A 12,895-nucleotide genomic window follows, 5' to 3' on the forward strand; every position below is an offset into this window, starting at 1 on the left:
TATCAGAGGTAGCGTTAGCTCATGAGCTAACGCTACCTCGAAAATTACAGGATAATAAAATGAAATTTAGTCATCGTTGGTTAGAAAATTATTTGGATAAAAATCTTGAGGTAAATACCTTAAGTGAAAAGCTTACGGCTGCCGGTTTGGAGGTTGATTCAATTGAAGCCGTCGCATCGCCATTCACACAGGTTGTTGTTGGGCAAATTAAAAAAATTGATAAGCATCCTGATGCGGATAAGCTAAATATTTGTGAAGTCGATGTTGGCGATGATGAGTTAGTTACCATCGTCTGTGGCGCGCCAAATGTCTATGCGGGGATGAAAGCGCCTGTCGCTAAGATTGGTGCATGTTTGCCTGGTGATTTTAAGATAAAGAAAAGTAAACTTCGCGGTCAACCATCGCATGGCATGATGTGCTCGCAAAAAGAACTTGGGTTGAATGATGAAAGCGAAGGTTTGATGGATTTGCCAGTGGATGCACCTGTTGGTGTTGATATTCGTGAATATTTGCAGTTGGATGATCATATTGTTGAAGTGGATTTGACACCGAATCGCGCGGATTGTTTAAGTGTCTATGGAGTGGCAAGAGAAGTCGCCGCTTTAACTGATGCTAAGCTTAAACCTCTTGATGAGATTAAACTTAATCTTGTTAAAGGTGTGCAAAAACAAGTTGTTTCAGCGGTGTCTGAGGCATGTCCACGCTATTTTGGACGGATGATTTATAATATTGATGCGAAAGCGCAAACGCCCCTTTGGATGAAAGAGCGCTTACGCCGTTCAGGCTTAAGATCAATCTCTGCGATTGTTGATATTACTAATTATGTGTTACTTGAACTGGGTCAGCCACTGCATGCCTTTGATGCTGATAAAGTTGGCAGCACTGTCTATGCGCGCATGGCGAAAGGGAATGAAAAAATTACCTTATTAGATGAAACTGAAGTAACCCTTAAACCCAATACTTTAGTGATTGCCGATGAACATAAAACATTGGCGATTGCCGGTGTGATGGGGGGGCTGGATTCATCCGTAACTGATAATACGCAGAATATCTTTCTAGAAAGTGCTTATTTTGCGCCTAAAGCAATTGCAGGTAAAGCACGTCAATATGGATTGCATACAGACTCATCACATCGCTTTGAACGCGGTGTTGATCCGAAGCTATGCCAATATGCGATTGATTATGCCGCACGTTTGATCGTTGATATTGCTGGAGGTGAAGTCAGTGAAGTTGTTAAGGCGGATCATTACAATGAAACAACGACTCAAATTCCGTTACGTTTAAATAAGCTAAACTCAATTCTTGGTATGGATTTTAGTGCCGCATTTGTTGAAGACGTATTAACAGCGCTTAATATCACACTGGAACCAGTTAACGATACCAGTAATGAGATTAAATGGTTGGCGGCTGCCCCAAGTTATCGCTTTGACATGGCAATTGAAGAGGATCTAATCGAAGAAATCGGGCGTGTATATGGTTATCAAAATCTGCCGATGACTTTACCTGAAGTGATGTTATCGCAACAACTGGTGTCTGAACAAGTGATTACATTAAGCGCATTAAAAAATACATTGGTGAATCGTGGCTATCATGAAGTGATCAATTATAGCTTTATTGATCCTAAATTAGATGAATTGTTTTTTGATACAGCAGGATTGGCTTTGCAAAATCCGATTTCACAAGATATGTCGGTGATGCGCCAAGGCTTGATTCCTGGACTTGTATCAACATTTAAAGCCAATTTAAATCGTCAGCAATCGCGTATTCGTATTTTTGAAGAAGGTGTTTGCTTTCAGCCAGCTGAAACATTAGCGCATGAATACTCACATTTTGCTGGTCTTGTTTATGGTGATATCAATCCACTGAATTGGCAGGAAAAAACGGCAAGCGATTTTTATTCAGTTAAGGCAGATGTTGAGGCGCTGCTGCAATTAAATAAAAAGACAGTCAATTATGTTGCTTGTGAAGATATCGATTGGCTGCACCCAGGACAATCCGCTTATATTTATCAAAATGGTGAAAAGGTTGGTGTTATTGGTGTTTTGCATCCAAGTGTAATGAAAGTGTTGCAAATCAAAGGCAAATCACCGGTAGTATTTGAGCTGCAAACCAGTAAAATCTCAAACAAAGACGTTACTAAATTTATGGCAATTTCTAAGTATCCATCGGTTTCACGTGATATTGCGGTTATTGTTGATTGTAATATCAGTGCACAAAGCTTGATTGATGCAGTGAATAAAGCAGATGTGAACTTGTTAAATCAAGTTGATTTATTTGACGTTTATCAAGGTGAAAACCTGCCAGAGAATAAAAAGAGTATTGCTTTGAATCTCACTTTTCAAGATAACACACAGACTTTGACGGATGAGCTTATGAATGATGCGATGGCTAAGATTCTTAAGTCTCTGAAAGAAAATACTAATGCCAATCTGCGTGAGTGATTGTTTATGTTAGATGTACAGTTTTTAGAGCGTTGTAATGCAACGTTAACAGAAGCTTATCGCTTACTTGGTGAGGCTGAGGTAAACAGTGTTCATTATGACTTATATCGTTCGGCAATTATCAAGGAGTTTGAGGTTATACTTGAGCAATCAGGCAAGTTGCTAAAAAAGGTGCTATTACCTTATTTTTCCTCTAAAAACGCATTAGATAAGTTAACGTTTAAAGATATTTTTCGTTATGCCTCAAATCATGATCTATTGACTTTGGATGAGGTTGAGCGTTGGTTGCTATATCGTGATAATCGCAACTTAACTGCACATGATTATGGCTTTGATCTGGCAGAGGAAACTTTACCAATTATTCCAGAGTTTATAGTGGATGTGGCAAGACTGATTCAGGTTATAAAAGAAAACAATGCTACTAAGAGATAAAGATCATAAGTTGCTCATGGTGTTGGCAAAAAAAACAATCAAAACACCTTGTGAAATATGGGCATATGGTAGTCGTGTAGATGGTTCAGCGCATGAGGCAAGTGATTTGGATCTTGTGATTAGAAGTCATGATTTGAAACCATTACATATTTCTGAACTACAGGCTTTTAAGGAAGCAATACAGATATCAAATATTCCTATTCTAGTGCAAGTGTTAGATTGGGCTAGAATCCCTGAAGTTTTTCATGAAAGCATTCTAAAGGGCTATGCTATTTTAAAACCTTTGGGCTAGGCTTCTTTAATATACCAATTATAGATTTGTATCAGTGCATATTGTTGACTAGAATCACTAAAAATATGAAATATTATGATGATTATGAATAATGGTGGGTCGTGCAGGATTCGAACCTGCGACCAATTGGTTAAAAGCCAACTGCTCTACCGACTGAGCTAACGACCCAAAGACAGGGCACATTATAGGGAATATGGAGTTAATTGCAATATGAAGATGAGAAAAAATGGCAAAAACAACAGAGGCGCTCGAAATCTAGGCTTTAGCTTGATTGAGGGAATGGTGGTTATTGTTGTAATGGCGATTGTTATTGCAGTTGCTGTGCCTTTGATGGTTGGCACTTTTGGGCGCGCTAATTCAGAAATTTATTTAGATAAAGTCAAAGCGGCTTTAGAGTTAGGCAGAATCACAGCAATGTCAGAAGTAACATCAGTATTTCTGTGCCCAAGCACGGATGGTGCTACCTGTGCGACGGTACCAGCAAGTAATTGGGGTAATAATCGCTTGATTTTATTCACAAGTTCGGATGGAGTATCCACTGATGTTGATCGTATTATTACAACGATTGAGGCTCCAACCACAGGAGAATATATTTCAAGTACAAATGGTGATTCGATGAAATTTCAGCCAAGTGGATTATCCTCAACCGCTGCATCTTTACGTTATTGCGCTACCGTTGATGGGCAAGGCGCGGGGCGCTATGATCGAGAAATAGTGATTAATATGATTGGCAGAATCAAGATTGATATTTTTAGTACCTCACAAGTGTGCTAATGTAATTGACATACTAGCTGAGTTAACGCGTGCTCTACATCACCTTGTTCGATTCCTTTAACGAGTAAATCAATGGCAAAGCATTGATTAAAAAGCTGAGCATAATGCTGCTTGCTAAATTTTCTAGCTAGGCGTGCATAGACGGCTTGCCGTGTTTTCCAGATATTGTTGCGTACAAAGGTTTGTTGTTGCTGTTGTGGCGTTTGCATGCTCAGGTTATAGCAAATGCGTAACTCTTTTAAAATTGCCCAAAGAATAATGGCACTTTCAACACGCTCTTTGAATAGATGCTGTAATATCACCAGTGAGCGATTTATATCTTGTTCAATAAGGCTTTGCGCTAGATCAAATACATTGTAATTCATCGCATTGGATAAATACTCAGTAAGCGTCTTATCATCAAAGTGCGTCTGTGGTTGATGTTGCAGTAAGCTAATCATTTGGTTAGCAGCAAAGAGATTGCCTTCGGTTTTTTGTGCTAAAAGCATCAAGGCATCTTCGGTTAATGTAATCGATTTATTTAGAGAGCTAAGCTCAAGTTTGATGAGTTTAATCGACTCTTGAATGCTAACTGGCCATACTTGAATATATAATGCCTTTTGCACAAGCGATTGAAACCATTTGGTTTTTTGTTGCGCACTCGTCAGATCATCAAATATCAATAAAAAACGATCACTTTGTGAGATGTTGTTAAGGCAATCAACGAGCAGTTTTTGCGCATTCTTATCAGGCGCTTTAGTAATGGTGAGTTGCAATAAACGTTCTTCGGCAAACAAGCTAAAGCTATTGAAGTTGCTTTGTAAAAAATCATACTGCTGGTTGATGATTTGTGTGCGCAGAATCTCAAAGTTTTGTGCTTTATATTTGGCATTAATTTGCTCAATGAGTTTATTTTTTTGATAAGGCTCTTTGCCGGTGATGATATAACAAGGGAAGTCTTTTTTTTCAATGACTTTTAAGGCTTCTAGGTAGTTAGTGGCTTTGATCATTATTTTTCCCTTATGGTTGGCACTGTGGGCAATAGAAGGTGTTGCGTTGATTGATAACAATCGATGAAATAACGGTTGAACAGATCTGACATGCTTTGTCTTTTTGTCCGTAAACTGCTAAAGATTGGGCAAAATAACCAGGTTTGCCTGTGGCATTTTTGTAGTCTTTCAAGGTGGTGCCACCGGCTTTAATCGCTTGCAACAACGTCGATTGGATGGCATTGACAAGCTTGCTAATCTCATTTTTTGTTAAGGTGTTAGCGGGTTTCAACGGTGAAATGCCTGCTTTAAATAAACTTTCACAAGCATAGATATTGCCAACACCAACCACGATTTTGTTATCCATAATCACACTTTTGATCGCTTGTGTGCGTGCTTTAAGTGCGCGTTGCAAATAGCGACTATTAAAATGTTGCGTCAAAGGTTCAGGACCATAGTTTAAAAAGTATTTATGAGCCAAAGGATCACCGTCGGTAATATCCCAATAACCAAAGCGCCGAGGGTCATGATAAAAGATTGTCTGACCGTCATCGAGTTGTAAAACAATATGATCATGTTTTTTATGCTGATAGGCATTGCTATCAGTAATTTGTAAAACGCCAGACATGCCAAGATGAATAATCAATGCATAATCATCTAAGGTGATAATCAAATGCTTGCCACGCCTTGAGATATCATGGATTGATTGGTTAGTTACTTTGTCACTAAGCTTAGGATCCAGTGGGTAACGTAGTTTATCAATATAAGTATGAGCGCTTATAATCTTGCGCTTTAAGCAATGTAAGCTAAGACCGTTTTTAACCGTCTCAACTTCAGGTAATTCAGGCATTTTTCTTTTGACCTATTTTACTTTCGCTGCCATTGATAAGGCGTTTGATGTTTTCATGATGTCGTAAGATGACAATAATCGCAATAATAATAAATGGCAGTGCAGTGTGAAAACTAAAGATGAAAATCACACAAACAGCAGAAACAATCGTCGCAATTAATGCAGATAATGAAGAGTATTTGGTAATTAATGCGCATATGAGCCATGTGGCAAGGAAAATAACGCCAATCAACCAATAAAATCCAAGAATGACACCAATTAAGGTAGCAACGCCTTTGCCGCCTTTAAAACCAAAGAACACAGGAAATATATGCCCAATAACGGCAAGAAGTGCGACATAACCAATCTCAGTTGCGCTTAAGTGTAAAGCATGGGCAATGAGTACGGGAATTAAGCCTTTCAGTGCATCACCTAAAAGGGTGATTGCTGCGGCTTTTTTGCCACCTAGACGTAAAACATTGGTCGCTCCTGGATTACCGGAACCAATACTGCGTGGTGAAGGTAAACCCATCAATTTACAGGTGATGATGGCACTATTAATTGAGCCAAACAAGTAGCCAATGATAAGCATTAAAATAAATAGCATGATTTCATACAGTATGATTTAAACTGCCCATGAGTGTCTAAATTTTTGAGGATTAAGTCAAGTGCTTATTAGATCAAGTATCTTAAAACATGATGCCATACCCATCACAAACCAATTTACAGAGTTTCTGTTATTGAATTTCTACAGACAATATTAAATTCATTCTTTATTTATCTGTTTTTTGATCTATATTTTACCTTGAGCGGGTGAAATTTCGGGGCGATGATATGCAGAGTTATCAGCAAAATACAGCGTTATTAGCGCTAATACAGGCAGCCAGTTTATATCAGGTGGCATTAGATCCTAAAACGATTTTTCATCAATTTGCTGTGGATGGCATATTTGGACATGCAGCATTGATGCGAGCACTTAAAGCCAATGGTTTTCATGCCAAAGAGATAAGCTGCGATATGGTGGATATTAAGCTATCTACGCTACCTGCGATTATTGTTGGCAAAAACGATTATTTTGTTTTGGTCGGTGTTAATAATCAGCAAGAGTATCTTGTGATTTTAGCCAATAGTAATGAGCTGATAAGTTTGACATCAGCTGAATTTAGTCAATTATTTAATGGTCAAGTCATCTATCTTAACCCTAAAAATAATACTTCAAAAGATAAGGCATTTAATATTAAATGGTTTATTCCAGCACTATGGAAATACAAACACGTCTTTCGTGATGTGCTTATCGCGTCATTTTTCTTGCAGTTATTTGCTCTGGTAACACCACTATTTTTCCAAGTGGTAATGGATAAAGTGGTTGTCCATCAAGCCTTAACCACATTGGAGATATTAGCCATTGGCTTTGTGGCAGTGAGTATTTTTGAGGTAATCCTAGGTGCGATTCGTACTTATTTGTTTGCGCATACGACAAGTCGCGTTGATGTTGAGTTGGGTACTAAACTATATCAGCATTTGTTAAGTTTACCTCTTGCCTATTTTGAGGCGCGGCAGGTGGGTTTAAGTGTCGCACGTGTTAAAGAGCTTGATAGTATTCGAGAGTTTTTAACCAGTAGCGCATTGACCTTGATGATCGATCTTGGCTTTACTTTTATCTTTTTCGCGGTCATGTGGTTTTATTCAGCCAAACTGACATTAATCGTATTAGCGACCATTCCTTGTTATGTTGTCTTGTCCCTTTTGATTACACCCATACTAAAGGCGCGCCTTGATCAGGCATTTAAAGAAGGTGCCAAAAATCAAGCATTTCTAACCGAATCATTAACCGGAATTCAAACCGTTAAATCATCAGCAATTGAGCCACAAATGCAACATAAATGGGAAGATAATCTAGCAAATTACGTGCGAACCAACTTTCGCGCACGCAACTTAAGTAATATCACTTCGCAAATTGCACAATTTATTAGCAAGATCACGACACTTTTAATTATTTTTCTAGGGGTTAACTTAGTGATTTCAGGTGACTTAACCATTGGTCAATTGATTGCTTTTAATATGCTCGCCGGACGTGTTACCAGTCCTATTTTAAAAGTAGTGCAATTGTGGCAAGACTTTCAGCAAGCACGTATATCATTAAAACGTTTGGGGGATATTTTAAATACCACAGCGGAAGGATCGACCGTAAGCAATAATCAGCAATTAGCCCAATTATCTGGAAGTATCGAATTTAAGAATCTTACATTTCATTATGGCATCAATACCCCTGCGGTACTAAAAGAGATTAACTTCAACGTTGAAGCCAATCAAACCGTTGGTATTGTCGGGCGCTCAGGCTCAGGTAAAAGCACATTAGCAAAACTCTTACAAAAGCTTTACCTACCGCAATCAGGCAGTATTTTACTCGATGGTGCTGATATCTCAGCATTAAGTGCTGTATGGTTAAGGCAACAGATCGGCGTGGTGTCACAAGAGAGCTTTTTATTTAATCGCAGTATTCGTGAGAATATTGCACTAACATGCCCTGGCGCCTCTTTGGACGTAGTAATTAATGCTGCTAAATTATCAGGGGCAAATGAGTTTATTGTCAAATTAAAACATGGTTATGACACGATCGTAGAGGAGCAAGGTGCCAATTTTTCTGGTGGGCAAAAACAACGTATTGCCATCGCCAGAGCATTGATCAATGAGCCTAAAATACTTATTTTTGATGAGGCAACATCGGCTTTAGATTATGAATCCGAGCGCATGATTCAGCAGAATATGCGTGAAATCACCCATAATCGCACGGTGTTTATTATTGCTCATAGACTATCAACGGTGATGCATTGCGATAAGATTATCTATCTTGAAGCAGGTAAAGTGGTTGAGGAAGGAAGTCATAATGAACTATTAGCATTGGGTGGTCACTATGCCAAGCTGTATCGTGCACAATTTGCAAGTACAAGGGGATGATGATGAGAAAGTTATATCGCAAAATTGTCCAACTTTATCAGCGATTGGTGCAATGGCAAGACAGGCGCAATCAGCAAAAGGATGCGTTAAGTTTTCTACCCTTGGCACTTGAGATTGAAGAGAGACCACCGCACCCCTTAGCGCGCATCATGATGTGGCTTTTGGTTGTGTTAATTGTCATTGCGGTACTATGGGCATGCTTTGGCAAAATGGATGTTGTAGTGAGCGCACAGGGTAAGGTCGTACCCGAAGCGCAAGTTAAATTAATTCAACCGTTAGAGAAAGGGGTGATTAAAGCGATTTTGGTGAAAGATGGTCAGCTGGTAACAAAAGGGCAAGTATTGATTGAGTTAGATCAGCGCGTTACTCAGGCTGATATTGAGAATATTACGCAACAGCGCAAGGTGGCGTACTTTATGTTGAAAGAATATCAGAGTCTTTATCAGTTATTACAGTTAGCAACGAAGGATGGATTAGCAAAAAAGGATATTGATGAGCTGTTGTTTACACAAGGATTAACGTCAATAGAAAGAGAAGCTTTGATTGAGCTGATATGGCGAAAATGGCAAGCCTATAGTGCGGATATTGATTATCTTGTGTCTGAGGTCAATGCCGCCAAAGCGGAGAAAACAGCACTTGAGATGCAACTTGAAATGCTCAATAAGACACTGCCGATTATTACCGAGCAAAACAGCATGTACCAAACCCTGCATCAAAATGACTATGGCTCAAAAGCTGATATGTTACAAAGTCAAAAAGTTGTGATTGAAACCGAACAAGCATTAGCACAACACAAGGCAACAGTAGCGCAGTTAACTGCAAATATTAGCAGTAAAAATAGTGCGCTTATGCGTGCCAAAGCGGATTATTTAGCGCAAGTGTTGGAGCAGATAGAATTAAATCAAAAGGATTTTAAAAGCTTAAGCAATGAGCTTAATAAATATCAATTAATGCAGCAGGCACAAAGTCTAAGCGCGCCACTTTCAGGCTTTGTCCAGAGCTTATCTGTGCATACCATTGGTGCGGTGGTGACGCCTGCTCAAGTATTAATGCAGATTATTCCCAAAGATAGTCCACTAGAAGTCAATGCCATGATCTCAAATAAAGATATTGGCTATGTGCATGAAGGTCAAAAGATACAAGTCAAGATCGATACGTATCCTTTTACTGAATACGGATTATTAACCGGTGAGATTGTTGAGATAAGTGACGATGCGATTGACGATCAACAGTTGGGATTGGTCTTTAAAGTCATTACAAAGCTTGATAGCACGACATTATACAAGCAAGGAAAAGAGTTTAGCATTCGCTCAGGCATGACGGTGACCGTTGAAGTGAAAACTGGTGAAAGACGAATTATTGAATATTTTCTAAGTCCGTTAACTAAGGCATTTAAAGAAAGCTTGCATGAGCGGTGACGCTAATCAAATTTTAACCAGCTCCCTGAGCGAAGTCGAAGGGGAAATATCAAAAAATGTATAAGGGCTTCGACTGACGCTCAGCCCACGGTTACAAAATATAGTTACGAACAATATTTTTGCGTGCAATCCGATGGTGATTAAGCACAATTTTTCAAAAAATCAAGAATAAAATTTGAACTTTAGAGGTAATGATCTAGGCTTAATTCGAGGCAACTCTATTTTATCCCCCCGCGCTTGATTTTTATCATATGGATTGATTGTACTAAAAGCCGATTTTTGAAGGTTTGGTTTGAATGAATTGGTTATGTTGTTTTGTGAAAAACATGTAAGGAGATAATCGTGGTCTTAAAAGATAAACAAGATAGCGCTGATAAATCCGACAAATGGAGTAGAAATTGGCTTAAGTGTAAGCTTGTAAAAGATGATTATTATATTCTACCCCAAAGTGTCAATACAGTTTTTTAAAAATTCTTATTCCTATACATGTCATGCAACCTGCAATGTTTTTTGCACCTGACTTTTAAATTCAATAGCACCTTCTTTGTACACATTCATTGGTTTTTTGTATCCCAAGCTCTCATGAAATCTACGGTGATTATAAAAATCAATATAATCAGCAAGATCAGACCTAAGCTCAGGCAAAGAACCATATTCATTAAGATAAATTCGCTCGCATTTTGCACTGCGCCAAAAACGCTCAATACAAATGTTATCAGTAGCTCGCCCCTTGCCATCCATTGAAATAGTAATACCTCTACTGGATAATGCCTCAGTATGTATATGCGAGGTATATTGACTGCCTTGGTCAGTGTTAAAAATCTCAGGGTTGCCAAAGCGATCAAGGGCTTCATGCAAAACACTCATTACCAGGCTACTATCCATCGTATTCGATATACGCCAACTTAATACGGCTTTTGAATACCAATCAATTATCGCAGCAAGATAAACCATACCACCCTTAAGCTTCACATACGTGATATCAGTAGACCACACTTGGTTAACGCGACAAATATTAATACCACGCAGTTTATAAGTGTATTTAACATGTTGTTTACAAGGCTCGGACAAATTAGGAAACCTGACAGCCAACACCGCTTTTAAGCCCATTTCCTGACGGTATTTCTGCACCGTATTCACGCTGACACTAAATCCATCCTCAAGCAATTGCTGATGAACCTTCAGCGCACCATAAATAGGGATTTCTTCATGGATTTTCTGGATATGCGCTTTAATTTTAAGTGCTTCCTTATTGATTTTAGGCGTGTAATAGCAGGTGCCTCGATTAATACCCAGTAATTGGCATTGCTTAACTATGGAAATAGTTTCTAGCTTGGACTCTACCATAGATTTTCTAGTTGATAAGTCCAAGCTTGCGAGCTTTCCCTCAAGCCAATCCCTCTCAATAGTAAGCTGACCAACTTTCTTAGCATACTTATCCACCTCGTGTTGAAGCTTATCATTTTCAGACTTGTACTCTTTAACCGCCTTGGCTGGCTCCATAGCAATAACGGCATTATCCAAGAAGATTTTCTTCCAGTTTTGGATGTTTTTTGTCGTTATATTATGCTTGCTAGCAAGCTCTGCTAACGTAAGCTCATTTGCCAATAATTCCAATACAACTTTGACCTTAAACTCGGATGAGTAACTTGTCCTTTTTGTGCTCATAAATACGCCCTCTGTTCATTTCACTTTCAACAATATATCGGAAATGAATTTCAAAAGATACTGTTTAAATTTCTTGGGGTATTATATTATTTAATGAATTTTGCAAAAGATGAAGAAATAAAAAAAGCTTATCGATTTAGGCGTTTGCTATCGCTTATAATATTGCTGCTAACTATTTCAGTGGCACCATTTTTTTTGATGACTCCTTTAATTTTAATCATTATATATTTTATCTCTTTAAGATTTTTTTGGTTTATCCTTGGCTTGTTGATTATGGCTGTATGTTGTTTTTTTACATACGCATCATTGACCAAAGGAGAGTATGTTGTTGCTTTTATATTTGTTTTAATAATAAGTGAGGTTACTGTCTTTATACTTTTTTTGATAAATCAAGGAGCATGTAAAAGACTGGATGAAATTTATTTTGAATCGATTTATTTAAAGTTAAAACAAATGGGTTCTAAAGATAATCTAACAAATAATTATATTATTAATGCTTTCTTGCAAGGCGCACAGCTATCTGGTGTTTAAAGTCGGATGAAAAAACACCTTACTTATTTGCGTTTAAAACTAAATACTTTAGGTATATGTGTGTATATCCTTGGCTTATTTATAGTAAGCCTGAGTGGTTTGGAGAGGAGGTTGGGACCCTGCGGTGCTTTGCACTTTGTCGTTGGATAATCATTCTTCCAATCATTATGTTTACCGGCGCTTGTGTTCTGTATATTTACAGTAAATTATAAATAAAGCAGGAGATTTATTATGTGTTCTAAATTAGAAAAACTAAAGAGTTTACCGGTTTAGAAAAAGCTGTTGGAGGGACTAGTGTAGCATTAACACAGACTCACGAAATATCTGAAAATTTTTTGTCTTAAGCGCTTGTCAGCGCATGGGCACAATCAGCTGAAGGATTTACTTCAGCCATTACCACACTGGAAGGACTAATGCTTAAAGAATCATCCCGTTCCCTGAGCTAAGTCGAAGGGGAAATATCAAAAAATGTATAAGGGCTTCGACTAGGCGCTCAGCCCACGGTTATGGAATATAGTTACGAACAATATTTTTGCGTGCAATCCGATGGTGATTGAGCAGAATTTTTCAAAAAATCAAGAATG

The 12,895-nt window shown here is 38.3% G+C and carries 11 protein-coding genes and 1 tRNA gene; 7 read left to right on the top strand and 5 right to left on the bottom strand.

Annotation, left to right across the window (positions count from 1 at the left end):
• Positions 1 to 59 precede the first annotated feature (59 nt).
• The 3 genes from pheT to NYP54_RS11285 are packed head-to-tail and all read left to right on the top strand — an operon-like array spanning position 60 to position 3,165.
• Positions 60 to 2,441: a phenylalanine--tRNA ligase subunit beta gene (gene pheT / locus NYP54_RS11275; protein WP_283156577.1), complete on the top strand. Its 2,382-nt coding sequence runs from the start codon at positions 60 to 62 to the stop codon at positions 2,439 to 2,441.
• Positions 2,442 to 2,447: 6 nt separating this feature from the next.
• Entirely contained in the window at positions 2,448 to 2,873 is a 426-nt protein-coding gene (locus NYP54_RS11280) for a nucleotidyltransferase substrate binding protein (RefSeq protein ID WP_283156578.1), read from the top strand.
• Positions 2,857 to 3,165 carry a nucleotidyltransferase domain-containing protein gene (locus NYP54_RS11285; RefSeq protein ID WP_283156579.1) on the top strand — a complete coding sequence of 103 codons (309 nt, stop codon included), beginning with the start codon at positions 2,857 to 2,859 and terminating at the stop codon, positions 3,163 to 3,165. Before NYP54_RS11280 ends, NYP54_RS11285 begins: the two co-directional genes overlap by 17 nt.
• Positions 3,166 to 3,257: 92 nt before the next feature.
• On the opposite strand, the gene NYP54_RS11290 is transcribed toward NYP54_RS11285, so the two are convergent.
• A tRNA-Lys gene (locus NYP54_RS11290) sits at positions 3,258 to 3,333 on the bottom strand.
• Positions 3,334 to 3,375: 42 nt separating this feature from the next.
• Between NYP54_RS11290 and NYP54_RS11295 the strand changes: the two genes are divergently transcribed.
• On the top strand, positions 3,376 to 3,939 hold the full coding sequence (locus tag NYP54_RS11295) for a GspH/FimT family protein (protein ID WP_283156580.1): 564 nt from the start codon (positions 3,376 to 3,378) through the stop codon (positions 3,937 to 3,939).
• On the opposite strand, the gene holA is transcribed toward NYP54_RS11295, so the two are convergent.
• From holA to plsY, 3 genes are read right to left on the bottom strand one after another with little or no spacing between them, the layout of a single operon-like run.
• Positions 3,936 to 4,928, bottom strand: coding sequence for a DNA polymerase III subunit delta (gene holA / locus NYP54_RS11300; protein ID WP_283156581.1), 993 nt, complete (start codon positions 4,926 to 4,928; stop codon positions 3,936 to 3,938). The genes NYP54_RS11295 and holA overlap by 4 nt on opposite strands.
• A gap of 10 nt (positions 4,929 to 4,938) precedes the next feature.
• Positions 4,939 to 5,757 (bottom strand): bifunctional DNA-formamidopyrimidine glycosylase/DNA-(apurinic or apyrimidinic site) lyase, encoded by an 819-nt coding sequence (mutM, locus tag NYP54_RS11305; RefSeq protein ID WP_283156582.1) that lies wholly within the window; start codon positions 5,755 to 5,757, stop codon positions 4,939 to 4,941.
• Entirely contained in the window at positions 5,750 to 6,343 is a 594-nt protein-coding gene (gene plsY / locus NYP54_RS11310; protein WP_283156583.1) for a glycerol-3-phosphate 1-O-acyltransferase PlsY, read from the bottom strand. The genes mutM and plsY overlap by 8 nt, the downstream gene beginning before the upstream one ends.
• A 227-nt stretch (positions 6,344 to 6,570) precedes the next feature.
• Between plsY and NYP54_RS11315 the strand changes: the two genes are divergently transcribed.
• Both NYP54_RS11315 and NYP54_RS11320 read left to right on the top strand, forming a co-directional pair.
• Positions 6,571 to 8,694 (top strand): type I secretion system permease/ATPase, encoded by a 2,124-nt coding sequence (locus NYP54_RS11315; RefSeq protein ID WP_283156584.1) that lies wholly within the window; start codon positions 6,571 to 6,573, stop codon positions 8,692 to 8,694.
• 2 nt (positions 8,695 to 8,696) lie between these two features.
• Positions 8,697 to 10,112, top strand: a complete 1,416-nt coding sequence (locus NYP54_RS11320) for an HlyD family type I secretion periplasmic adaptor subunit (protein WP_283156585.1) — start codon at positions 8,697 to 8,699, stop codon at positions 10,110 to 10,112.
• 489 nt (positions 10,113 to 10,601) lie between these two features.
• Here NYP54_RS11320 and NYP54_RS11325 read toward each other — a convergent pair whose 3' ends face one another.
• On the bottom strand, positions 10,602 to 11,780 hold the full coding sequence (locus NYP54_RS11325) for an IS3 family transposase (protein ID WP_283155794.1): 1,179 nt from the start codon (positions 11,778 to 11,780) through the stop codon (positions 10,602 to 10,604).
• 93 nt (positions 11,781 to 11,873) lie between these two features.
• Between NYP54_RS11325 and NYP54_RS11330 the strand changes: the two genes are divergently transcribed.
• Entirely contained in the window at positions 11,874 to 12,311 is a 438-nt protein-coding gene (locus tag NYP54_RS11330; protein WP_283156586.1) for a hypothetical protein, read from the top strand.
• Positions 12,312 to 12,895 lie beyond the last annotated feature (584 nt).

Origin of the sequence: Cysteiniphilum sp. QT6929, assembly GCF_030035755.1 — a bacterium.
Classification (GTDB): Bacteria; Pseudomonadota; Gammaproteobacteria; order Francisellales; family Francisellaceae; genus Caedibacter; species Caedibacter litoralis.